The sequence below is a fragment of the Paenibacillus sp. J31R122 genome (assembly GCF_056269185.1).
On record NZ_JBWDNM010000002.1, the window covers coordinates 163,979 to 187,621 of the forward strand.

19 protein-coding genes, 1 riboswitch and 1 other annotated feature (1 of these 21 running past the window's edge) are annotated in these 23,643 nt (G+C 46.0%); of the genes, 18 read left to right on the plus strand and 1 reads right to left on the minus strand.

Annotation, left to right across the window (positions count from 1 at the left end; all coding sequences use genetic code 11):
- Positions 1-43: a binding site (T-box leader), on the plus strand (it extends 185 nt beyond the left edge of the window).
- A gap of 47 nt (positions 44-90) precedes the next feature.
- The 3 genes from AC0YN7_RS03865 to AC0YN7_RS03875 all read left to right on the plus strand — a co-directional run bounded on the left by AC0YN7_RS03865 (position 91) and on the right by AC0YN7_RS03875 (position 5,020).
- Complete coding sequence (locus tag AC0YN7_RS03865) at positions 91-1,959, plus strand: arginine--tRNA ligase (protein ID WP_475808638.1); 1,869 nt, start codon at positions 91-93, stop codon at positions 1,957-1,959.
- A gap of 101 nt (positions 1,960-2,060) precedes the next feature.
- On the plus strand, positions 2,061-4,337 hold the full coding sequence (locus AC0YN7_RS03870; protein ID WP_475808639.1) for a heavy metal translocating P-type ATPase: 2,277 nt from the start codon (positions 2,061-2,063) through the stop codon (positions 4,335-4,337).
- Entirely contained in the window at positions 4,334-5,020 is a 687-nt protein-coding gene (locus AC0YN7_RS03875) for a sulfite exporter TauE/SafE family protein (protein WP_475808640.1), read from the plus strand. Before AC0YN7_RS03870 ends, AC0YN7_RS03875 begins: the two co-directional genes overlap by 4 nt.
- 656 nt (positions 5,021-5,676) lie before the next feature.
- Here the strand turns inward: AC0YN7_RS03875 and AC0YN7_RS03880 are convergent.
- A complete protein-coding gene (locus AC0YN7_RS03880) occupies positions 5,677-6,126 on the minus strand; it encodes a FixH family protein (protein ID WP_475808641.1) in 450 nt (149 codons plus the stop codon).
- A gap of 255 nt (positions 6,127-6,381) precedes the next feature.
- Positions 6,382-6,603, plus strand: a riboswitch (cobalamin riboswitch).
- Positions 6,604-6,833: 230 nt separating this feature from the next.
- On the opposite strand from AC0YN7_RS03880, the gene AC0YN7_RS03885 reads away from it, so the two are divergent.
- The 15 genes from AC0YN7_RS03885 (at position 6,834) to hrpB (ending at position 23,640) form a co-directional block, all read left to right on the plus strand.
- Entirely contained in the window at positions 6,834-7,811 is a 978-nt protein-coding gene (locus tag AC0YN7_RS03885; RefSeq protein ID WP_475808642.1) for an ABC transporter substrate-binding protein, read from the plus strand.
- A gap of 39 nt (positions 7,812-7,850) precedes the next feature.
- Entirely contained in the window at positions 7,851-8,852 is a 1,002-nt protein-coding gene (locus tag AC0YN7_RS03890) for a FecCD family ABC transporter permease (protein ID WP_475808643.1), read from the plus strand.
- Positions 8,849-9,637 (plus strand): heme ABC transporter ATP-binding protein, encoded by a 789-nt coding sequence (locus AC0YN7_RS03895; RefSeq protein ID WP_475808644.1) that lies wholly within the window; start codon positions 8,849-8,851, stop codon positions 9,635-9,637. Before AC0YN7_RS03890 ends, AC0YN7_RS03895 begins: the two co-directional genes overlap by 4 nt.
- A gap of 31 nt (positions 9,638-9,668) precedes the next feature.
- Entirely contained in the window at positions 9,669-10,733 is a 1,065-nt protein-coding gene (gene cobT / locus AC0YN7_RS03900; RefSeq protein WP_475808645.1) for a nicotinate-nucleotide--dimethylbenzimidazole phosphoribosyltransferase, read from the plus strand.
- A 10-nt stretch (positions 10,734-10,743) separates the two neighbouring features.
- Entirely contained in the window at positions 10,744-11,334 is a 591-nt protein-coding gene (gene cobU / locus AC0YN7_RS03905) for a bifunctional adenosylcobinamide kinase/adenosylcobinamide-phosphate guanylyltransferase (RefSeq protein WP_475808646.1), read from the plus strand.
- Positions 11,331-12,311 carry an adenosylcobinamide-phosphate synthase CbiB gene (gene cbiB / locus AC0YN7_RS03910; protein WP_475808647.1) on the plus strand — a complete coding sequence of 327 codons (981 nt, stop codon included), beginning with the start codon at positions 11,331-11,333 and terminating at the stop codon, positions 12,309-12,311. The genes cobU and cbiB overlap by 4 nt, the downstream gene beginning before the upstream one ends.
- Positions 12,293-13,105, plus strand: coding sequence for an adenosylcobinamide-GDP ribazoletransferase (gene cobS / locus AC0YN7_RS03915; protein WP_475808648.1), 813 nt, complete (start codon positions 12,293-12,295; stop codon positions 13,103-13,105). Before cbiB ends, cobS begins: the two co-directional genes overlap by 19 nt.
- A gap of 45 nt (positions 13,106-13,150) precedes the next feature.
- Positions 13,151-14,251, plus strand: a complete 1,101-nt coding sequence (cobD, locus tag AC0YN7_RS03920; RefSeq protein ID WP_475808649.1) for a threonine-phosphate decarboxylase CobD — start codon at positions 13,151-13,153, stop codon at positions 14,249-14,251.
- A 5-nt stretch (positions 14,252-14,256) separates the two neighbouring features.
- On the plus strand, positions 14,257-15,864 hold the full coding sequence (locus tag AC0YN7_RS03925; protein WP_475808650.1) for a cobyric acid synthase: 1,608 nt from the start codon (positions 14,257-14,259) through the stop codon (positions 15,862-15,864).
- A complete protein-coding gene (locus tag AC0YN7_RS03930) occupies positions 15,861-16,571 on the plus strand; it encodes an adenosylcobinamide amidohydrolase (protein ID WP_475808651.1) in 711 nt (236 codons plus the stop codon). The genes AC0YN7_RS03925 and AC0YN7_RS03930 overlap by 4 nt, the downstream gene beginning before the upstream one ends.
- Before the next feature lie 72 nt (positions 16,572-16,643).
- A complete protein-coding gene (locus tag AC0YN7_RS03935; RefSeq protein ID WP_475808652.1) occupies positions 16,644-17,060 on the plus strand; it encodes a VOC family protein in 417 nt (138 codons plus the stop codon).
- Positions 17,061-17,361: 301 nt separating this feature from the next.
- Positions 17,362-19,128 carry a stalk domain-containing protein gene (locus tag AC0YN7_RS03940; RefSeq protein ID WP_475808653.1) on the plus strand — a complete coding sequence of 589 codons (1,767 nt, stop codon included), beginning with the start codon at positions 17,362-17,364 and terminating at the stop codon, positions 19,126-19,128.
- Between the two features lie 177 nt (positions 19,129-19,305).
- Complete coding sequence (gene corA / locus AC0YN7_RS03945) at positions 19,306-20,256, plus strand: magnesium/cobalt transporter CorA (RefSeq protein WP_475808654.1); 951 nt, start codon at positions 19,306-19,308, stop codon at positions 20,254-20,256.
- Complete coding sequence (locus AC0YN7_RS03950) at positions 20,253-21,107, plus strand: hypothetical protein (RefSeq protein WP_475808655.1); 855 nt, start codon at positions 20,253-20,255, stop codon at positions 21,105-21,107. Before corA ends, AC0YN7_RS03950 begins: the two co-directional genes overlap by 4 nt.
- Before the next feature lie 28 nt (positions 21,108-21,135).
- Positions 21,136-23,640, plus strand: a complete 2,505-nt coding sequence (hrpB, locus tag AC0YN7_RS03955) for an ATP-dependent helicase HrpB (RefSeq protein WP_475808656.1) — start codon at positions 21,136-21,138, stop codon at positions 23,638-23,640.
- Positions 23,641-23,643 lie beyond the last annotated feature (3 nt).

The window sequence follows — 23,643 nt, forward strand, 5'->3', positions numbered from 1 at the left end:
CTTAGAGTGGTACCACGGGATCTTCACGGCTCTCGTCTCTTATTTAGAGACGAGGGCCTTTTTTATTTCATCCAATTGGAGGGAATTTCTATGATCAACGAACAAATTACGACAGCAATTGAAGAGATTACACAAAACTTACTGCAAGAGGTGGGGGCTCTGCAACCTGACAGTTTAAAGGTTACTGTCGAACATCCGGCCAATTCTGAGCATGGCGATTACAGCAGTAGTATCGCTATGCAGCTAACAAAAATTTTAAAGAGACCTCCTATTGTAATAGCTAATGCTTTCAAGGATAAATTACTGACTCACCCGCAAATTGTCGCATTATTTTACAAAATAGAAGTGGCTCCGCCAGGGTTCATTAACCTTTATCTCGATTGGCAAAAGTGGGCAGTGTATTCGGAACAAGCGGTATATGCTTCTCAACAAGCCAAACAAAAGGTGCTCATCGAGCATACGTCTATTAACCCAAACAAATCCGCGCATATTGGCCATTTACGTAATTCCTGCATCGGAGATACACTGGCTAGGATGCTGAGAAAGAGCGGTCACCAGGTTGAGGTTCACAATTATATTGACGACCTTGGCAATCAACTAGCCGATACGGTAGTCGGAATCCTTCACACCTCAACAGAACAAGCCTACTCAAGGTTCGGAGATTTCTGCTGGGAGACATATTCGAAAATCAACAAAGCTTATAAGGAGCAGCCAGAGCTGCTTGTTGAACGCACAAACGTGCTTTCTGAGTTAGAAGAGGGGCGCTCAAATATTTCGTGGATGGGACTGCTTATTGCGGAAAAGATCGTAAGTGAGCATGTCGAGGAAATGAAGCAATTCGGCATCACCTATGATGTGCTGGTATGGGAGAGCAGCATCGTTCGTGAAGGATTTTGGTCGCGTGCCTTCGAGCTGCTGCAGACGACAGCGATATTCCGTCAAGAGCTGGAAGGCAAGCTAGAAGGCTGCTGGGTACTTAAGCAATCTGAGGATGAGGCTGATACTTCAGAGCAAACGGAGTTTCATGCGGATAAAGTATTGGTGCGCTCGAATGGCATTTTAACGTATACGGCTAAGGATATTGCCTATCATCTATGGAAATTTGGCCTCTTGGACAAAGATTTTCGTTACAAAAAGTTTGCGGATCGTCTTTGGACAACACATACGGACGGCGTAAAGAAACCAATTGGTCGTGCAGACATGGTCATAAACGTCATCGATCAAAGACAGGAATATCCGCAAGCGATGGTGAAGCAAGCACTGCTCGCATTGGGTTTTGAGAAGCAAGCGGCTCAGCTTAGACATGTTAGCTATGGCGTCGTCTCTCTCAGCCCCAATACGGCGAAAGGCTTAAACATTGATACGTCTGATGGGAAGCACGCTTACGCGATGTCGGGCAGACAAGGAATCGGCATTAAAATTGCTGAATTTTTAGAGAAAATGGCACTTATTATCGATACGAAGCGTTCTCGTAAAGCAGGAATATCGAGCCGTGCAATAGCAGCCGCTTCAATTAGGTACTATTTATTGCGTTTCCATTTGAATACAGAGGTTGTATTTGATCTTGAGCAAGCAACGGAGGTGTCAGGAAATACTGGGGTATATTTGCTGTATTCCTACGCGCGTTCACACAGCATTTTGGAGAAGGCGAAGGTAGCGCCTTTATCTGTTCTTGATCTTAAGTTCAATGAGCTTGAAGCTCAGGAGCAGAGCTTGCTTAGACAGCTGGCTTATTGGCCAGAGACATTGCAAGCAGCGGTCAAGGAGCTGGCGCCGAATCAGCTTTGTACGTATGTGCATGAGCTTTCGACCTCTTTTAACTACTTCTATGCTACCTGTCCCATTCTTAAAGCGGTTGGTACGAAGAGAAGCTTGCGTTTGTGGATCACGGAGCGCTATAAGCAAACGATGCATGAAGCGCTAGAGCTGCTAGGTTTGCCGACACCAAAAAAAATGTAACACATGTTCCATTCATGCAATTCACTTGCCTGTCATATAGTTTAACTCAGAGGTACAGGCATAGATAAGTGGAGAGTAAGAGTGGAAGGCGGTTGCGATAGATGGAGCAGGCTGGGCACATTAATCAAGATGGAACGATGAATAAGAACGTAACGATAGATTTTGCCGTGCAGGGAATGAGTTGTTCTGCTTGTGCGGCGCGAATAGAGAAGGCTGTTGGCAAAATGGAGGGTGTACAATCGGCGGCGGTCAGCTTCCCGCTTCGTACAGCCTGGGTCCAGTTAACCCCTACTCAAGTGGGGCTGCAGCAAATTGCAGAGCGAGTCAAACAGCTTGGCTTCGAAGCGCTGATTAATGAGTCTCCGCGTCAGGGGCTGCGCAAGGAGCATAATACGCTTGGTCTAAGACTTATCGTAGCTGTAGTTTTTACGATACCTTTGCTAGCGTCTATGACGCAGCATCTGCCGATGCTGGAGCCCTTTATCAGCATATTGCCGAAATGGCTGTTTCTGCCATGGCTCCAATTAGCTTTGGCGACCATTATTCAGTTTGTCATTGGGATGCCCTTTTACTTTGGCGCTTATCACGCGCTGCGACAGCGAAGTGCTAATATGGATGTTCTCGTCGTAATTGGGACAACAGCGGCCTATTTATACAGTCATTTTGTTGTATTTCAACAAGGCTTGTTCACTCCTATGGATGCTGCTTTGCACGCTCCTCCTTTATATTTTGAGACATCGGCTGTTGTTATTACGGCGGTCCTGCTCGGAAAATATATAGAAACTGCAGCATCACTGCGTGCGCAGCAAGGCTCGGATGGCTATGGCAAGCTGTTAAGTCAAACAGCTACAGTAGAACGGGCAGGTGAATTGCTGCAAATTCGCACCGAGTTTGTGCGCGCTGGCGACATTGTCGTTGTAGAAGCGGGTGAAATCGTGCCTGTTGACGGCTTCGTAAGTGAAGGTATTTCATCGGCTGACGAGTCCCTGCTGACTGGGGAAAGCTTATCGGTTATGAAACGAGTGGGCGATCGCATATATGCGGGGACACGTAATGAGAGCGCCTGTCTTCGTATTCGGACAGAAGCGGCAGGGCATGACACGATGCTTAACCGAATTCAAGAGCTTGTACGGCAAGCGCAGCGGTCAAAGTCTGCAATTCAGCGAAATGTTGATGTTGCCGCAAGCTGGTTCGTACCGATGATGCTCCTATTTGCATTCATCACATTTATATTATGGGGATCTATTCTTGATCCAGGCAATTGGAGCAAGGCTTTCGTTTGTACGATAGCCGTATTATTAGCAGCATGTCCCTGCGCTCTTGGCTTAGCAGCTCCGATTTCCCTTGTTATAGCTGCTGGAAGGCTTGCTAAGCAAGGAATTGTAACGAAGGAAGCGGGAGCGTTAGAACGGCTTGCTCGTATCGAAACCGTTATCTTTGATAAAACGGGCACGTTGACTGAAGGTAAGCCGCGGGTAAGCTCAATACTTGCGCTTAGAGGAACACGCTCTATGATATTGCGATTTGCAGCGGCTGCTGAATCGGAATCGGCGCATCCGTTAGCAGCTGCGATTAAACAAGAGGCTTTGCATATGGGGCTTGTAATCCCTTCAGCTGAGCAGCAATCATATACACCAGGCGGTGGAGTAAACGCAATTGTGGAGAAGCAGCAATTTGCTGTCGGCAATGAACGATTTGCGTCAAATCAAGGCTGGAACGTCAGCAAGGAGGCAAAGGCGTTTGCAGTAAGCCGTGAATTGGTAGGCGAAACGGTATTATTTGCTTCCCTAGAAGGGGTATGTGTTGGTGTTATTGCTTTAACCGACATGATCAAGCCATACGCTCGGGATGCGGTGAAGGAATTGAAGGGTCTTGGTATATCTGCTTTGCTCGCAACTGGTGATCATGAAGCGCCGGCACGCGCGGTTGCGAAGGCAGCGGGAATTACGGTGATTCACTCCTCAATGCTTCCAGAGAGTAAGCTGGCCCTTGTTGAAGCGTTGAAGCGGCAAGGGAAAAGAGTTGCAATGGCTGGTGACGGCTGGAATGACGCTCCTGCTTTAGCAGCAGCAGATGTTGGCTTGGCTATGGGGAATGGAACGGATGCAGCGCTCAGCGCGGGACATATGACGTTATTATTTTCAAAATTAAAATCTATACCAGAGGCAGTACGAATCAGTCGGTTAACGATACGAAACGTAAAGCAAAATCTTACTTTCGCTTTCCTGTACAATGTCATTATTATTCCGTTTGCCGCGTTCGGCATTCTACAGCCATGGATGGCGGGCACAGCCATGGCGCTTAGCTCAATATCAGTTGTAGGTAACGCGCTTCGTTTAACCGGACAATTGCGCCGTATAGAAGGCTCACACTCATGATCATGTCATGGAACCAAGTCGGGTTGATTATTTTAACGGGATTGTTTAGCGCTCCACATTGCATAGGAATGTGCGGTGGGATTGTATCTGCGGTATCACTGCAGTCTACCGCATCCGTGCGAAAATCGATGCTGTTATATAACGCGGGTCGTATCTTCTCTTATTCCGTACTAGGAGCAGTGATGGGTACCGTCGGCTCCTTTGTCGATGTGGCAGGCAAGCTTGCCGGAGTACAGGGACTTGCTTCAATAATCGGAGGCTGCTTTGTGCTTCTTTGGTTATGGAGAAGATTTCAACTTCCGCTTATGCATAAGGTCTCAACCGTATTGCATAAAAGGCTTGCAGGCGGTGCTCAGCGTTCTTCCAGCCAAGAGGCAGTACATTTGCTGGCGACGGGGATAGCATTTGGTTTTTTGCCATGCGGTCTCACTTATGCGATGCAAATGACCGCGGCATCAACAGGATCAGCTGTAGCAGGAGCTGCAGTCATGGCATTATTCGGTCTGTCAACATTTCCCGCATTAGCGGCCGCTGCGTCGATAGCCGCGTTTGCCAATAAGAAATGGCGGCGTTTTATGCGCAGGGCAGGCGTAATAACGGCAATTGCTGTTGGAGTTTTAGCGATACTTCGAGGCTTGGCTGTTAACGGCGTTATACCGACGATTTCACCTTGGCTATGGTAAAGGTGATGATAACGAGCTTTTTTATTCTTCCTAGTCAGTACTCATATTAAATCGGTTAGTTACCAATATAAGGTATCGTAAAGCGGCATGATTGTACTCGACTATCCATTTATTTGTTGGTGTGATATCTCCATAATTACATTTACATCTGGCGACTTGAAGGCAATGTTAAATTAGTTTCACATTGTGAAACTAATGAGTAGCATTATGGAATTAGAGACGCATTTGTTTCACAATGTGAAGCTAAATCACCGGTAACAGGGCGCGAATCGGGCTAACCTAGCTATTACGTTCATTTTCTGAAACTAGATCGCTGCTGACCTTTTTGCTTTCTCATTTAATTGCAAAAAATGAAACTACGCGTGCTTAGCACATAAGTCTGCGAACACGGCACATTAGTCTGCGAACACGGCACGTAAGGCAGTGGACACAGTTTATAAGTCAGCGGACACAGAAGCGTTTATTTGTGAGCATTACTTCATTTTGGAGGTGCGTGAGGACATCATATGCGTTATTTGTGCTAAAAATTTCAAATATACCCCGATTGAAGAGGAATAACGGAATCTATGTCAGAAATATGACCTAAAGAGCATTAAAACCACAAATAACAGAACCTATGTCCGTTGCTGTTCTCATTACATAGATAATAAAAGAGGTCAATGCACCGCCTGCAAACGGCGAACTACCGTATACGATTCGTCCGCAGTTTTTATAGATAACGTTGCTTTCCATGTTCCAGCCATAAGCGGCACACCTTCTCCTTTGTACATGCCGGGTGCGATTTCTTTCATATCAAAAGTGTAGTTACCGCAAACCATGCCAATCATATCGAGCTGAACCGAGACAGCAGCATCCTGTAGAGGAGCGCCGGAAATGTCTGTTACTTGGAAGGTAAATGTATTTTCATGCAGCACTTTCGCAGCATATGGATTAATGGTCCATACGGCATGGCCATTTTTGAAATCATGCTCTGTCGTTGCTGGCGCTGATACAGCAGCTTTATCAGAGTAAAGCCAATAAAGCGCAATACCAATGAGCAGAGTGGTCAGTGGTATTATTATAGCAAGCTTATGAATAGGCTTGAGTGCTTTCTTTTGCGGCAGCATGTGATCAGTCCTTTCTTATCTTGCTATTTTAATGTAAGGATTAAATAAAGCTTCTCAAGTGGGTTCACTATGTTACCTATGCGGTTAATGGAAGGTACAGAACTGCAACTAAGCAATGGTTTGTCCTGTTTTAGCCTTGATCTAAGTTTGAGGATGGATAAAGGTGAAATGGATTAGGGTAAAGAGTAGACAAATAATTGGCGAGAGTGTATAGTAACTACTGATAATTTAATAGTTAATAAATAGGTGCTTGAACGAGTTTATACGAGAATATTTTCATTAATCTCTTATACTCATTGAAGCTTAATAGGGAAGACCGGTGAAAATCCGGCACGGACCCGCCACTGTTAGGACCGGCAATGCGAGGTAACACTTGCCTTTGCCAGCGCGCCAGCTGCATGTCACTGAGCTAATAGCTCGGGAAGACGTTGGCTGCGAAATCCGAGTCAGGAGACCTGCCTGTTTACATAACGCTGTATCCTACGTGGACTTAGGGAGGTGTTGGAAGAGCAATTCGCTATCTTTTTTTGGCGTATGACAGCATTTCTGACACATTTGTCAGAGATGCTTTTTTGTTTTTGAAATATGGGAAAGTTCATACTATACTTTTTTCCTGTATTTCACAGCGAAACGAACATATGCCGCCAGAGGCTGGCGCCAGCCGTTTACGCTTGTACGAAATAAAATTATAAGGAGTGCATTAAAGAATGGTTAGAAATAACAAGAGTTTGATGAAAACATTATTAGGTTTTATGCTAGCAATGATGCTCGTATTTACAGCAGCATGTGGCGCAGATTCGAACAAAGAAAACAATACGGGGAATAAATCAACGAATACGGAACAGGGATCAAGTAATAAGCCAGCGGCTGCATACCCCGTTATTATTAAAGATGATACAAATACGGAAGTGAAGTTTGAACAAGCGCCTACGAAAATCGTAACGCTAGTACCAAGTGAAACAGAAGCAATCTATGCGATCGGTTCAGGGGAGCAGGTTGTTGGCGTAGACGAGTGGAGCAACTATCCGGAGGAAGCAGCATCGAAGCCGAAGGTTGGCGATATGACAACGAACATTGAAGCGGTAGTTGCCCTTAATCCTGATCTTGTTCTAGCTTCTTCATCCATGAACACAGAAGCGATTAATAAGCTCCGTGAGTTGAAAATTACAGTATTTGCAACAGACCCTTTGACTTATGATGCGGTTGTTGCCAAAATCGAAAATTTAGGTAAAATTATGAATAAGCAAACAGAGGCGGCAGTTGTTGCTGACAACATGCGAGCGGTAAAACAGCAAGTAACCGATGCAGTGAAGGGTGCAGAGAAGAAGAGTGTATACTTAGAGTTCTCACCTGGCTGGAGCGTTGGCAGCGGGACTTTCCTTGATGAGCTGCTTACACTTGCAGGCGGAACCAATGTTGCTGCAGCGAAGCCAGGCTGGTTCGAAGTTAGCGCTGAGGAAGTCGTTAAGCAAAATCCGCAATTGATTATTTATCCTGCTCTGAAGGAGTATCCGAATCCGATTGTTGCTGGCATAAACAGCCGTCCAGGCTGGAATGTTATCGACGCGGTGAAAAACAAACAATTGTATGCTGTAACGGAGGATCCGCTTGTACGAGTTGGTCCACGCCTTGCAGACGGCTTGCTTGAGCTGGCAAAAGTGATTCACCCGGATCTCGTAAAATAAATGTTGAAGCATAAATTAGTTTGGTATGGAGGAGCAGCTATGCTCCTTCTTGCTGTTTCTATCGTTACTAGTCTATCTATTGGCTCTGCCGGAATTTCAGTACGTGATGTTTGGGGCATATTGATCCATCAGCTTCCATGGCTGGAGGGCGAGCCTGGTGCTTACACGCCCGGAGAAATTGCTATCGTTACGCAAGTGAGGCTTTCACGTGTTCTGCTCGCTGTTCTCGTTGGTGCTTGTCTAGCGCTTGCAGGAACAGGATTTCAAGGGGTGCTGCGAAATCCGTTAGCTGACCCATATACGCTAGGGGTCGCATCGGGATCATCTGTAGGCGCTGCTTTTATTATTTTGTTCGGTCTGCAAACGGTGCTTGGGATGTGGACGATTCCGCTTGTGGCTTTCGCAACGGGCACAGTAACATTATTAGGTGTTTTCTGGCTTTCGCGAGATAAAGGCGTAATGCATATTGAAACACTCATATTATCTGGCGTAATTATTCAATCCTTTCTTGGCGCTTTTGTTTCCTTTATGGTGTCGATGTCTGAGGGTGTCGTCAATGAGATTTTGTTTTGGTTGATGGGGTCGCTTGCCATGAAAAGCTGGGATAATGTATATATGCTGATTCCTTTTCTTATCGTTGGATTGCCTCTCTTGCTCGCATACGGACAATCTCTTAATCTATTTGTACTCGGAGAGCGGCATGCGGCACATTTAGGCATTCGTGTTGAGAGGACTAAGCTTATTGTTTTAATTTGCTCAACGCTTCTTACAGCTGCTGCAGTGTCTGTTTCAGGTGTAATCGGCTTCGTGGGACTTGTCGTTCCTCATTTGATTAGACTTATCGTGGGTCCTGATTATCGATTGATTACACCGTTGTCGGCGATTGGCGGAGGCATATTTGTCTTATGGGCAGATACACTAGCAAGAAATGTACTGACTCCAAAGGAAATTCCACTTGGCGTCGTTACAGCGCTAATCGGGGCGCCTTTCTTCGCTTACTTATTACACCGCCGCAAGCTGAAACAAGGAGGCTCGCTATGATTGATGTACGAGGAATTGTGCAGTCGGTTCAAGGCCGTCTTGTATTGAAAAATCTTTCTTGTTCCTTTCAAAAAGGTCTGATGTACGGGATTATTGGACCTAACGGTGTTGGTAAATCAACACTGCTTCATATGTTGTCAGGTGTGGAGCGTCCGAAAGAAGGCGAAGTTCTGCTGGAGGGAAAACCGATTACCGAGTTTCCACGTAAGCAGTTGGCACGAAAGATGGCAGTGCTGCAGCAAAGCGGTCTTCCGCCAGTTGGCTTCACTGTCCGTGAAGTTGTCAGCATGGGACGATACCCGTACCAGAATTGGATGGGCAGCGAGGAGAATGATTCCGATTCAATCATTGATGATGCATTGCAAGCAATGGGCTTACAAGAGCTTGAGCTTCGCAAAATGGACCAATTAAGCGGTGGCGAGAGGCAGCGTGTAGCGCTCGCAAAGTTGATGGCGCAGGAGCCATCTATTATTTTGCTGGATGAGCCAACTACGTATTTGGATATTGGATTTCAAGTTCAATTGCTGGATACAGTTCGGGATTGGCAGAGAGAACGCGGGCTGACCGTTATTGCCGTTCTACATGATTTGAACCTTGCTTCCCTTTACTGTGATGAGCTTGTTGTACTGCATCAAGGCACAGTTGCGGCAGCAGGGAGGCCGCATGAGGTGTTAACCTCCGCGCTGATTGAGCAGGTATATGAAACGACTACTTCGGTCATCGCTCATCCGATTACTGGCAAGCCGCAAATTATGCTGCAGCCAGGCTTTGAACATCTAGTTTGACTGAATATAGAGTACGAAGGAGCAATAAGTAATGGATGACCATTTGTACGATGAATTGCTGAATATCGTTGCGAAGATTAAACCGTTTGAAGAGGAGAAAGCACAGCTAGCTGATCAACATTCTAATTCACTGACGAAGCCTCCGGGAAGTCTTGGCAAGCTTGAAGCTATTGCTAGCCAGCTTGCAGGTATTACAGGTCACTTATGGCCTGATTTATCGCATAAAGCAGTTATTGTGATGGCTGGCGATCATGGTGTTTGTGAAGAGGGGGTTAGCGCTTTCCCGCAGGCGGTTACACCGCAGATGGTTATTAACTTTCTAAATGGCGGAGCAGCTGTTAATGTGCTTGCCAGACAAGCAGGCGCAGATGTCGTATGCGTAGATATTGGTGTTAACGCTGATCTGGAGCACGAGCTGCTTGTAAGCCGGAAGGTTGTAAGAGGGACAGCCAATATGGCAAAGGGGCCTGCGATGTCTCGTGAGGATGCCATTCGCGCGGTTATGGTTGGAGTCGAGGTCGTCAATGAACAGGTGCGTCGAGGTGTGCGCCTCATTGCAACTGGTGAGATGGGAATTGGCAATACGACGGCAAGCGCAGCTATTACGACAGTGCTTACTGGCTTATCTCCGGAGGAGTCTGTTGGACGCGGAACGGGTATTAACGATGCAAGCTGGTTGAACAAGGTGGAGGTAGTTAAGCGCGCAATAGCCTTGAATAATCCTAATGCCGCCGATCCTATTGATGTTCTTGCTAAGGTTGGCGGCGTAGAAATTGCCGGTCTGGTCGGCGTTATTATCGGCGCTGCCGCTAACGGCTGTCCGGTAGTGATCGATGGTTATATTTCATCGGCAGCAGCACTTGTCGCGTCTCGAATTGCGGAGCAGACGAAACCTTATATGATTGCTTCTCACTTATCGCAGGAGCAGGGACATTTGAAGCTGCTGGAAGCCATCGGCTTATTGCCGATGATTCAATTGGAGCTTAGGCTCGGTGAAGGTACTGGAGCAGTATTGTGCTTTCATTTTATTGATGCAGCGCTTCTCCTTATGCAGGAAATGGCGACTTTCGATAGCGCTGGTATATCAAAGGGTTAGGTGATAATTGATGGCAATACTCGTAACTGGCGGTGCCCGCAGCGGCAAAAGCGGCTTCGCCGAGCAATACGCGAAGCGATCCGGCGCGCGGGGCATTTATATTGCTACATGTCAGCCCTATGACGAGGAAATGACGGAGAGAATCGGTAAACATAGAGAGGATCGCGAGCTTTCTGGTTTTTTATGGGAGACTGTTGAGGAGCCTTATGAGGCCGCGGAGCTTCTTCAACAATTTGCAATACAAATTACTGAAGAAGTAAAAAAAGGTCAAGAGCCTCCGGTAGTATTGTTAGACTGTTTGACGCTTTGGTTAACAAATTGGCTGCTGCGTGTCGACTATGAATCTCTTGGTGAAATTCGGTATGAAACAGAAAAGAACAAGCTAATAAATGCAATTCAGAAATTCCCTTACACACTGCTATTGGTTACAAACGAGGTGGGTGACGGTATCGTGCCCGAATATCCGCTTGGCAGACTGTTCCGGGATGAGGCAGGCCGTCTTAACCAACGAGTTGCAGCCATATGCGATAGGGTTTTTCTAGTGACAGCAGGAATCCCTGTCGAGCTGAAAACGCAAGCTTTTAGTTGGGATCAGCTATGATAGATTATTCCATGGAAGAACTGCTGCTGCTAACGGCAGCAGCCATCGTAATCGATTGGATCTTCGGAGATCCAAAGTGGCCGACCCATCCTGTCATTTGGATAGGTCGGCTTATTCGATTTATAGAGCGTATGCTTGCGCCAGAACGAAGGGAAGACCGGCCACATATTGTAAGGCTGCTAGGTATTGTTCTGACAGCATCTACATTATTGATAAGCTGGAGCGTGATGTGGGGCTTGATTTGGGCGGCAAATGCGATACATCCTTGGCTTGGTTATGTGATAAGCGCGTGGTTCATCTCGACTACGATTGCCGTTAAAGGCTTGAAAGAAGCTGCGATGCTCGTCTATAAGCCTCTTATAGCAGGAAGGCTTGATGAAGCTAGAAAGTATGTAGGCTACATAGTGGGAAGGGATACGGATAAGCTTGATGAACGTGAAGCAACAAGGGCTACAGTAGAGACGGTCGCTGAAAATACGGTAGATGCGTTCGTGTCTCCCATTTTGTTTGCTCTATTAGGAGGCGCTCCACTTGCGATGCTTTATCGCGCAGCGAATACGTTAGATTCAATGGTTGGCTATCGCAATGATAAATATAAATACTTTGGTTGGTGCTCGGCGCGTATGGATGATGTGCTAAACTATATTCCAGCCAGAATAACTGGTCTATTGCTTACTTTGACAGCATTTGCAGCTCCTGGTATGAAAGCCGGACAAGCCATGCGAGCTATTATCAAGTTTGCGCGATTTCATCCTAGCCCAAATAGCGGCATTCCTGAATCTGCTGTTGCAGGAGCACTCGGCTTTGAACTCGGTGGAACGAACGTTTACTTCGGTAAATCGAGTGAACGTGCAAGAATGGGGTGGCCGTTAAGACCTTTGCAGCCGAATGATATTAGGCTTACCGTTTATTTACTGTATAGTGTTAGCGTTATAATATTTGCGGGGGTGGTCGCGGTATGGTTAGTGGTTCGGTGAAGCTGCATGTTCAAGCTTTTGTTGCAGCCTTTCAATTTTTAACTCGTCTGCCTGTGCCTATGACAGTTCCCTTCAACTCACCTGTATTAACGCGGAGTATCATCTATTTTCCAGCAGCAGGAGCTTTCATTGGCGGATGCTTAGCAGCATCAGCTTGGCTGTTAAATCTAGTTTTGCCTGAATGGCCTGCCGCGGTCATTCTTCTCGCGATATGGACGGCGCTTAGCGGAGGACTTCATATAGATGGCTGGATGGATACGGCTGATGGTGTGCTTAGTCATCGTTCACGCGAGCGTATGTTGGAAATAATGAAGGATAGCCGAGTAGGAGCAATGGGTGTGCTGGCTGCGGTACTTCTTCTTCTGCTCAAAGCATCTTTGATAGCGGAGCTGCTCATTCAGGAAAATAGTACAATATGTTTAATGGTATTAATAATTAACCCTATATGGAGTCGTGTATGGATGGCTGCTGCAATTGGGATTTGGCCTAGCGCACGGCGCGGAGAAGGAATTGGACAACTATTTAATGGCGTTAATCGAATGGGGGTTATAGCAGCTTGTCTCGTATCCTTTATTCTATCATTCGGCATATTAATGGGTTTTCAAGTCAAGCTGACGGAAGCAATTGCCTATGTGCTAGCTTTTTTCCTTATTACCATTCTATCCGGCGGTCTTCTAGGCATTTGGTTAAATCGTAAGCTTGGCGGATTAACGGGTGATACATACGGTGCGATGAATGAAGCCGTTGAAGCGATGCTGCTTCTGGCAGCGGTCGTTTGGCTAAATGCTGTTTAAAATAACAGTTCATAAGAATTGCATAAAGAAGGAGCTTGATACAAAATGCTGGAGAGATATGGGCATGGCGGAGATTTGCGAACTGCAGAGGAGGCATTCGGAAAACCGGCGGACACCTTCGTCGATTTCAGCTCGAATATGAATCCTCTGGGACCTCCAAGTGGAGTTAAGCAGGCATTGTTAGCTTATGCGGATATAATTGGACAATATCCCGACCCTGCCGTGCGCGATCTGAGAAGTAAGCTTGCGCTTCATCATGATATCGACGAGCAATCCATCTTAATAGGCAATGGGGCAGCCGAGCTGATCGACTTAGTTGTTCGGGCAATACAGCCTAAATCTACAACGCTGGCTATTCCATGCTTTGACGAATACAGGGATGCCGTTCGCAAAATTGGCGGAGCCGTGTACGAGATTAATCTATCGGCAGAAAGCCAGTTTGAGCTGGAAGCGGAATTAGAGCAATTCTCTTTAGCAGCGTCTGAGGGTACGTTAATTATGCTAGGCTCGCCAAATAATCCGACTGGGAAGCTTGTAGATCCTGAGATTATTCGGTTTCTACTGCAAAGCGGAGCCTATATGGTTATTGATGAAGCTTTTATGGATTTCGTTCCCAACGAATCGCGTTACAGCTTAATTAAAGAGGCTTCAAGCAATGACCGACTGTTTGTTATACGCTCGATGACTAAATTTTACTCAATACCAGGTATACGACTTGGCTATATTGTAGGCACGCCTAAAGGTCTTAGCAGATTGAAGCGACTTCAGGTTCCGTGGAGTGTAAATTCATTAGCTCAGCTCATAGGGGAAGCTGTATTGGATGAAGTAGAATTCGCTGAACGAACGCTGAAGTGGCTGGAGGAAGAAAAACCTTGGTTGACTGCGAAATTGCAGCATATGGGGTTCGAAGTAAATCCGAGCTCAGTCAATTATTTGCTGTTAAGAATTCCAGAGCAGCTTGGGCTCAGCGCAAGCATGCTGCAGCTTGAAATGGGAAAGCAAGGTGTACTTATTCGTGATGCATCGCGGTTTCCTGGGCTTGATCATACCTATATACGCGTGGCAATTAAGCTTAGAGAGCAAAATGAGCTCTTGCTGAACGCATTGAGACATGTGATAGATCAAGCTGGAAGGTGCAAGGGATGATGAATATGAGTCAAAATAAGTCTGCATCATCAACTGAAATGGGTCATACGATTATGGTGCAAGGAACAGCATCAGATGTCGGCAAAAGCCTAATCACAGCGGCATTGTGTAGAATCTTTACACAGGATGGATGGCGAACTGCGCCGTTTAAATCGCAAAATATGTCACTCAATTCCTATGTGACATGGGATGGCAAAGAAATCGGTCGCGCACAAGGGATGCAGGCTGATGCATGCGGCATTCTGGCTACGACCGATATGAATCCGATTCTGCTTAAGCCGACTGGCGATATGTCATCACAGGTTGTGGTGCATGGGAAACCGCTGCGCGAGTTTGATGCTCGTGAATATCGGGAGAACTATTTGCCGATAGCCGGCGGTATTGTCCAAGAATCACTGAAGCGACTGCGAGAATCCAATGATATTGTCGTGCTTGAAGGGGCGGGTAGTCCAGCAGAGATTAATTTGAAGGATCGTGACATTGTCAACATGCGTATGGCTGCATGGGCAGATGCACCGGTCATTTTGGTCGCCGATATTGATCGTGGTGGTGTATTTGCCTCAATCGTCGGTACGCTGGAGCTACTTGAGCCAGATGAACGAGATCGCGTTTGCGGTTTTGTTATCAATAAATTTCGTGGTGACGTATCGCTGCTTCAACCGGGTCTTGATTGGCTTGAAGAGCGGACGGGCAAACCAGTGCTTGGCGTATTGCCTTATATGCCGAATTTAGAGCTGGAGGATGAGGACTCCTTATCGCTTGGCAAGCAGTTGTCTTTCAATAAAGAGATAGAAGTTTCAGATCAGAAAGATCAGTTAGATATAGCGGTTATTAGACTGCCGCGCATTTCTAATTTTACTGATATGGACCCGCTTCACTTCGAAGCAGATGTAAAACTCCGATATATCGAGAGATCAGATCAATGGGGGAATCCCGATGCAGTCATTATTCCAGGAAGCAAAAATACGATAGAAGACTTACTATGGCTGAAGCAAAATGGATTCGCAGAATTGCTGCACAAGCATGTTCTAAAGGGCGGCTGGACGGTTGGCATTTGCGGCGGATATGAGATGCTAGGAACATGTTTGGTTGATCCGCTGGGTGTGGAATCGAAAATAGACAAATCGGAAGGTCTAGGCTATTTTGAGTTTCAGGTATCGTTCGCGGAAGAAAAGAAAACCATTCGAATTGAGGGCCATGGCAAGCTAAATGATTCCATGAATTCCTTGCCGATTGAAGGGTACGAGATTCATATGGGAGCTGTAGAATGGCTGCGGGATAAGGGGACGATTCGACATCCCTTTCAAATTCGTGAGCGGCTTAACTTGAAGGATGGCAATTCTTCACTTCAATATGAGTCTGAGGGTGCCTGCACGCCGGACGGCAGGCTGTGGGGAACGTTTATTCATGGTATTTGGCATAATGATGACTTTCGCCGAGCTTGGTTAAACCTAATTCGTGAATCAAAAGGATTGCTATCGATACCTGTAGAGCTGCGATTCATGGAGCGTCGCGAGAGCGCGTTCAACCGATTGGCAGAGCTTGCTCGAAGCCATCTAAATATGCCGCTCATCTATAAGCTGCTCGGTAAAGCGAAGGAGGATGAACGATGAGTCAACCTTTTCGAAGCGGACTAGACTACCATTCTACGATTTGGAATGGAGTTAGCATTCATCTATTGGAAGACCGAATTGATATGGTTTGTTCGGAAAAGTTACACACGCTAAGCAGTGCTGTTCATCCAGGCGGCTTCTCTTATGCGAATCGGATTATGAACTGGAAGGTGCCGCTTACTTATCAATGTGATGATCCTGTACATGATATTATGCGTCAATGTGGAATATGGGGCTCCGATCCGCATCATACGATCGGTCTCATCACCGCTGCTAAGCTGACGCATGCTTCAGTACTTGAGCTAGAAGGCGACCGGTTTAAGCTGGTTTGCTGCACTACGGTTGGCACGAGTAATGCTGCGAGATCGGGGTTGACGCGCAAAACGTTCTCAGCATACACTCCCGGCACGATAAATACAATTCTGCTAATCGATGGACAGATGTCTGAATCGGCAATGGTCAATGCTGTTATAACTGCAACCGAAGCGAAGACAGCCGCGTTGCAGCAATTAGGTATTGTTGAGCAAGCGAATGGGCAATTAGCTACGGGAACGACGACGGACGCAATCGTTATTGGAGTCAGTCAACACAGGCACTGGAAGGCGCTGCACGCCTACGCCGGCGCTGCCACGACGATTGGCTGTGCTATTGGCGAAGCGGTGTACGAAACGGTTCTTGAAGCCGCGCAAACACAAGAAGAAGACTAATAATTATACTTTCATTATTTGAATAGACAAGCCTAAATCTTGCATGTTATTATGACTGCGAGGTGATAAATAATGGGAGTAAAAACGGATAAAATATTCGTTAATTTACCAGTCAAAGACTTGCAAAAATCAATCGACTTTTTTACTGAAATTGGTTTTGAGTTTAATCCTCAATTTACGGATGAAAATGCTACCTGTATGGTCATAAGCGAGCAAATTTTTGTTATGCTGCTCGTTGAAGAGTTCTTCCAAACATTTACTACAAAAAAAATCATCGATGCATCAAAAAGCACGGAAGTGATTTTGGCATTATCAGCTAATAGCAAGGAAGAAGTCGATGCAATTGTAAATAAGGCTTTAGCAGCGGGTGGAATTCCATATAATGACCCAATAGATCATGGTTTTATGTATACTTGGAGCTTTCAGGATCTAGACAATCACCTTTGGGAGATCATGTATATGGAACAGGGTGCTGAAATCGGAGAATAACTTTTAAGTAAGATGGCGGTGCCGATGCTGATTCGGTTACCGCCTTTTTTATTGCTATGATTAATTATTAATGTAGTTAATTCCTCTCTATCACAAGTTCTATTAGAATAGTACGTAGTACCTATAGTATTAATCGGCATTTAAAAACTGTATATTAGATCAACTCACCATATAAGGTGTATTTCTAAATAATATGCCAATAATGCAACTTATTATTATATTTTACGTCTAACTATCGACCTAGTCAGATTTCTTCCTGGTCAAATAAAATAGATAGAATAAAGGAGTAGAGAGTTTAAGCATGAAATTAAACAGAAAACAAAGAACCATGGCACTATTACTGATTATGCTTCTTTCATTTAGTAGCGTCACTTTTGCAGTTGAACAAGAAAAGCCAATTACTTCAGGTACAACATATGTTGTCTTTTATGTTGACAAGTCTGAAGCTTTCCTAGATGGAGAGCAGGTTGTCTTGGACGCTCCTCCTACTATTATTAAAGGCAAAACATTTGTGCCGGCTAAGTTCCTCGGAGATGCTTTTGGTATGAAGGTTGAATGGAATGAAGAGAAGAGACAAGTGATCATGGAAACGCCGAAATACGACATTATGCTTGATACGATTAATAAATCGGCTTTCGTAAACGGCTATTGGTTTAAGCTTGAAGATGTTGCGACCATTAAGAATGGACGTGTAATGATTAAGCTTACATGGTTATCCGATTATATGGGTGCGACCTATACGTACAATAGTGAATTAAGACGTATCGATGTCCTGCATGTTAATCAACCGGATTCGAACTATAACCCTGATCAGAATAATTCCAAACCGGTAGCAAAATTCACATTTGCGAAGGCTAGCTACAAAATTGGCGAACCGATCAATTACGTGAATCTGAGCTATGATCCCGATGCTGAGGGAGTGAAATTCGAATGGGAAGGTAAGGAAGAAGTATTCTTCGAAGCTGGTACATATCCAATTACACTTACCGTTTCGGACAAGAGCGGAAATAAAAGCGCGCCATATACACGTAAGCTTGTCATTGAGGATGAAGTATATTTAAGTAAGGTTGAGTATCCAATCTATAAGAATCCAGTAGGCGGTTATATTAAGACGGATTGGAGCACATTATACGGAAATTACTTAAACCTGCCTCTTTTGCCTAAAGATATCACAGAGGACACTTCTAGAAAGCTTCTTTTAAGCGATAGTCCCGAAACATTCAAAGAGGAAGGCATCCTCTATCAGGACAGCTTCTCAGGCAAAGGCCGCTTATATGCGGATCACTTGAATGGCTCAGGTGAGAAAGTATCATTTGCTATCTTGGCAACCAACCTATCGTCTGAACCTGTAACGATTAGAACGACTAATAAAGGGGAGGTTTACCCTTCCATTTATGCGAATCTGATTGGCAGCGAGGCGACTACAGATTTTCTAATGAATGATCCTGTTAATGAGAAGAAGGTCATACCGCCGGGTGAAACGTTTGTTTATAAGCAATTCCCTGATTTCTATCCGGGGCAGGGTGTAAATTTATTATATGATGTAGAAACGGATGGTCTTGTACAATTCACCTTCGCTAATAGCAAGACTGTATCGAATAAGATGCTTGATCTTCCGAAGCTTCCTTTCAGCGGACATATTAGAGGAACCTTTCCAATCACCGGTTTTGACTGGGCAGTAGATTTATCTGAAAATGGGCTGCAGAAGCCAATGAGGCTCGTTTTTGGAGACGGGAAGATAGATCCGTTTCAGAAGGGCTTTGATCCGCTTCGTGGTATAGAAGTAGAAGATCCAGGCAATTACGGCACAGTATACAAAATCCATTCCGAGAACCCTCGGAAAATGGCCATTATGGTTTTAGCTAGAGGCGGCGTATTCAAAGGACCATTCAAAGTTAATGGTGAGCTGCGTAAGGTGCCAGGCTCTGGCGTGTTGACCGCTTTTGATGGTATGGTTATTTTAGCGAAAACTACAGGTAATGAGAAATCTCTCGATATCGAATTTAGTCCGCCAGCTGGTTCAGCTTTTCCAATTAATTTAATCTTCTATCCGTTAGACGATCGATAAATGTCTCATTTATAAACAAACAGGCATCTCCATTCATTTTAATGAAGGGGATGCCGTTTTTTTCTACTTAAAAGGTGATTTTCAATTACAGACGTGCTTGTTTCGTGTAAAATAGAACAATCGCGTAATCAGATCAGTGTGTACGATATGGCGTTTGAACACAGGAGGGCATCAGCGTTGATTCGAATTATTGGCTTTACGAAAGAAAAGAAGTGGGTCACGGATCTGAAGTTAGATCAAGTGAACTCCATTGATCTCGATTGGTATTGGGTAGACTTTAGCGTCCCGGATGAAGAGGAATGCAAGCTGCTGGATACGTTTTTTCATTTTCATCCATTGGCAATCGAGGATTGCTATCATTTATTGCAACGTCCGAAAATGGATCATTATGAAGATGTTCATTTCTTGGTGCTTCATGCGATTGAGCGGAAGACGCTGAATGTGAATGAGGTTAACGTATTTATCGGACCTCGTTATATCGTGACGTTTCATTATCAGGCAAGTCCAGAAATAGATGAAGCCCGTAACAAGCTTATGTCAGCTAAAAAAGTGGGTGAACATGGGCATTTGTATGCAGCGTATCAAGTTATGGATAAGCTCGTTGATCAGTACTTTCCCGCTGTACATGAGCTGGAGGATCAATTAGTTGATATGGAGATTGGAAGCGGGGACGGTCCCGACCAAACAGCGATGAGCGATATCTTCAGCATCAGATCGAGACTGCTGCGATTGCGTAAGACAATCATCCCGATGAGAGATTTGCTTTATCGCATAACCAACTCCGATCGAATCGTCGAGCAGAAGCATTACATGGCTTTCTATCATGATGTCTACGATCATTTGCTTAAGCTGTCAGAGATGATGGACTCCTGCCGAGAAATGACGGCTGACTTACGTGACAGCTATATATCCTACAATTCGAATCGTATGAATACGATTATGAAAACGTTGACGGTCATTACAACTATTTTTATGCCGCTCACTTTTTTGGCGGGACTGTATGGGATGAATTTCAACAATATGCCTGAGCTCGATTGGAGCTGGGGATACTTTGCTGTGTTAGGTGTCATGTGTATTACAGCTGTTAGCATGTTCGTTTGGTTTAAACGAAAAGGATGGTTTAAATGAATAAGGCTAAGGAGATCAAGAGTGTTATGCAAACGAATCAAACGACTCGCTTGAGTAGAAAGCGTATGTTCGCGGTTATTGGTATTATGGTTGGTATTTTACTTGCATTAGCTGTCATCTTTTATTTTATGATAATGGCGCTAAGCAATCGTTCACAGACGGATGAGGTCGCACAAAGCGCCGCAAAGCAGTATACCTATACGAAAGCGAATACTCCTAACGGAATGACATTGCATATGCTGCAGACGAAGCCATCTAACATTACGCTGGAAGCGATTCAAAACAATGTAACACTGACCAATCATGTAGGCATTAACGGCGGCTTCTTTTACGGGGATCAGCTGCTTAGCATCAGTGTTGTGAATAGTCTGCCTGTAAATGGAGCAATTGGCAAATACGGAACTGGTAATGAAAATGTGAAGTATGCACGCGGTACGCTTGTGTGGGACGGAGCGTCTGACTCGCTCAGCGTACAGGTGGTTCGACTCGCAAATGAGCTGAAGGTGATGGATCATTATCGCTTTTGGGCACAAGGCGGCATTAGCATGAGTCTTGGCGATGACAGCAAATGGTTGGAGCAAGCCATGTTAGAGAATGCACCTTTTCCAGATGAGGATAGACTGCGTTCCGCGGCAGTTTACGATGATAAGGGCGTTATCTATCTGATCGTTAGTGAAACTAAAGGGACTTTAGCAGTATTTCGTCAAGCCATTATAGATACATTTGGTGAAGGTAAGCTGGTTGATGGTATTTTTCTAGATGGTGACGGCTCCTCGCAGATGAAAAGTAAAGAGGCGTCTTTACCAGGGGATAATCGTCCTGTCGTCCAGATGATGCGTATTGTTAAATAAGATTGAGGTAAAAGAAGGAGTTTTCACCATGAATCAACTGCCAATTGATGCGGTACTACCTGAGCTGCTTGAGAAGCTGCAAGCTCATGTGAATGCGGTGCTTGTTGCAGAGCCTGGAGCTGGAAAGACTACGCGAGTACCGCTGGCGCTGCTTGATCAGACTTGGCTGTCTGGCAAAAAGATTATTTTGCTGGAGCCACGCAGGCTTGCCGCTCGTTCAGCAGCGCATTTCATGGCTAGTACATTAGGCGAACAAGCGGGTGAAACAGTCGGTTATCGTGTAAGGCTTGATTCACGTATCGGTCCGAAAACTCGCATTGAAGTAGTCACAGAAGGTGTCTTAACACGCATGCTGCAGGAGGATCCTGCACTTGAACAGGTCGGAGTAATCCTCTTCGACGAATTTCATGAACGACATCTGCATGGCGATTTAGGATTAGCGCTTTGCTTGCAGTCACAATTGCTGCTTCGAGATGATTTGCGATTGGTCGTTATGTCGGCGACACTCGATGCGGATCCAATAGCAGAGCTGCTTGGCAATGCCCCTGTTGTACGCTCAGAAGGACGTGTATTTCCAGTATCCACAAATTTTGCTCCCGCAAGTGTTAACGGACCAATCGAGCCGTATATGGGAAGGACAATCATGGAGGCACTTCTCGCAAATGAGGGGGATGTGCTTGCTTTTTTGCCTGGTGTCGCTGAAATTCGCCGAACGGCGAGGTGGCTTACCGAAGCTGGCCTTGCTTCACATATACGGATTGAAGAGCTGCATGGCAGCTTATCGTTGGAGAAGCAGGATGCAGCTGTGTCGCCATGCTTGAACGGAGAACGCAAGGTTGTACTCGCTACATCCATTGCGGAATCCAGCTTAACTGTAGAAGGGGTAACAATCGTTGTCGATTGCGGTCTAATGAGAGTACCCTGCTTCTCCCCTCGAACCGGCATGACTCGTCTGGAAACTGTTGCCGTATCGCAAGCGTCCGCCGATCAGCGACGTGGCAGGGCGGGGCGCCTTGCTCCTGGAGTTTGTTATCGGCTATGGACGGAGCAGGAGCATCCTTATTTGCCAGCTCAAAACGCGCCCGAGCTGCTTGAAGCAGATCTAGCTTCGCTTGCTCTCGAGCTTGCAGTGTGGGGCATTCAGTCTCCTGCTGAACTAGAATGGTTAACGCCCCCTCCAATTCCGGCATATGAACAGGCAGTTTCACTTCTGCGGCAATTGAAAGCAATTGATGGGTCAGGCAAGGTAACAAAAGCTGGTACGCAAATGGCAAAGCTTGGACTTCATCCGAGACTGGGAGCCATGATTCTGCATGCGGCGGAACGGGGTTATACTCGTGAGGCTTGTGAATTGGCCGCTTTGTTGAGCGAGCGGGATTTGCTTCCTCAAGAACGGAATGTAGATGTGAAGCATCGTTTGGACTTGCTTTACAGCTTAACGGGTCGTGACGGCAGCGCTGGGAAAAACAGCAGAAATGGTCATCCAAGCAGTGGTGCAGCTTATCGTATAATCGCTCAAGCAGCGCAGTGGGAAAGAGGAATCGGGAAGCATGCAGCAACCGTAAGCCCAATACCTCTAGGGGCATTGCTCGCGCTTGCTTATCCTGATCGGATCGCCCAGCGCCGGAGTGATGGCAGATATTTGCTGGCGAATGGCAGAGGCGCTGTGCTCCCTGAGCTGCAGCCGTTGTCACGCTCTCCGTTTCTTGCTGCTTGCGAGCTGGACGATTCAGGAACAGAAAGCCGCATTCGAATTGCTGCTGAATTATCTCTACATGATATCGAGCTGTATTTGACAGCTTACATCACAACGGAGGATGTAGTGGAATGGGAGGCGTCAGCCCAAGCGGTACGTGCAAGAAGGCGGATCCGGTTAGGCGCAATTATACTAAGCGAAGCTCCAGCTCATCAACCGGATGAGAATGAAGTAGCGGAAGTTTTGCTCGCTGGTATTCGTCAGTCAGGCTTAGGCATTCTGCCAATGAACAAGCAAGCTCTACAACTGCAAGCTCGTATGCGACTCATGTCTCTGAGCGGCGACGATTGGCCGGGCGCTTCTGATGAAGGGCTGCTGGATACGATGGAGCAATGGTTGAAGCCGCACATCTATGGTATGAAAAGCCGTACTGATCTACAAAAACTGTCGATGCTGCAGCTGCTTGAAGGCAAACTAACGTGGAAGCAGAAACAGGAGCTGGATGAGCAGGTTCCGACACATTTCGTCGTTCCAAGCGGATCACGAATACCGATTGACTATAGCAGTCCTGAAACGCCTATATTGGCGGTGCGCTTGCAGGAGTTATTCGGGATGAAGGAAACGCCGCGCCTTGCGAGGGGCAAGCTTCCTTTGACGCTCCATCTGCTTTCTCCGTCACAGCGTCCGGTTCAAGTGACTCAGGATTTGCGGAGCTTCTGGGAATCGGCATATTTTGAAGTGAAGAAGGATTTGAAGGGGCGATACCCTAAGCATTACTGGCCGGATGATCCCTATACAGCTGTGCCAACCAACCGCGCAAAACCGAGAAACACATAAATG

Bases quoted from the DNA above. Each gene is read 5' to 3' on its own strand.
- AC0YN7_RS03870 (WP_475808639.1), top strand. From the start codon at position 2,061: ATGGAGCAGGCTGGGCACATTAATCAAGATGGAACGATGAATAAGAAC.
- AC0YN7_RS03890 (WP_475808643.1), top strand. From the start codon at position 7,851: ATGCTCCTTCTTGCTGTTTCTATCGTTACTAGTCTATCTATTGGCTCT.
- hrpB (WP_475808656.1), top strand. From the start codon at position 21,136: ATGAATCAACTGCCAATTGATGCGGTACTACCTGAGCTGCTTGAGAAG.
- cobT (WP_475808645.1), top strand. From the start codon at position 9,669: ATGGATGACCATTTGTACGATGAATTGCTGAATATCGTTGCGAAGATT.
- cobD (WP_475808649.1), top strand. From the start codon at position 13,151: ATGCTGGAGAGATATGGGCATGGCGGAGATTTGCGAACTGCAGAGGAG.
- AC0YN7_RS03865 (WP_475808638.1), top strand. From the start codon at position 91: ATGATCAACGAACAAATTACGACAGCAATTGAAGAGATTACACAAAAC.
- cbiB (WP_475808647.1), top strand. From the start codon at position 11,331: ATGATAGATTATTCCATGGAAGAACTGCTGCTGCTAACGGCAGCAGCC.
- cobS (WP_475808648.1), top strand. From the start codon at position 12,293: ATGGTTAGTGGTTCGGTGAAGCTGCATGTTCAAGCTTTTGTTGCAGCC.
- AC0YN7_RS03935 (WP_475808652.1), top strand. From the start codon at position 16,644: ATGGGAGTAAAAACGGATAAAATATTCGTTAATTTACCAGTCAAAGAC.
- AC0YN7_RS03875 (WP_475808640.1), top strand. From the start codon at position 4,334: ATGATCATGTCATGGAACCAAGTCGGGTTGATTATTTTAACGGGATTG.
- AC0YN7_RS03930 (WP_475808651.1), top strand. From the start codon at position 15,861: ATGAGTCAACCTTTTCGAAGCGGACTAGACTACCATTCTACGATTTGG.
- AC0YN7_RS03895 (WP_475808644.1), top strand. From the start codon at position 8,849: ATGATTGATGTACGAGGAATTGTGCAGTCGGTTCAAGGCCGTCTTGTA.
- AC0YN7_RS03925 (WP_475808650.1), top strand. From the start codon at position 14,257: ATGAGTCAAAATAAGTCTGCATCATCAACTGAAATGGGTCATACGATT.
- AC0YN7_RS03885 (WP_475808642.1), top strand. From the start codon at position 6,834: ATGGTTAGAAATAACAAGAGTTTGATGAAAACATTATTAGGTTTTATG.
- cobU (WP_475808646.1), top strand. From the start codon at position 10,744: ATGGCAATACTCGTAACTGGCGGTGCCCGCAGCGGCAAAAGCGGCTTC.
- AC0YN7_RS03940 (WP_475808653.1), top strand. From the start codon at position 17,362: ATGAAATTAAACAGAAAACAAAGAACCATGGCACTATTACTGATTATG.
- AC0YN7_RS03950 (WP_475808655.1), top strand. From the start codon at position 20,253: ATGAATAAGGCTAAGGAGATCAAGAGTGTTATGCAAACGAATCAAACG.
- AC0YN7_RS03880 (WP_475808641.1), bottom strand. From the start codon at position 6,126: ATGCTGCCGCAAAAGAAAGCACTCAAGCCTATTCATAAGCTTGCTATA.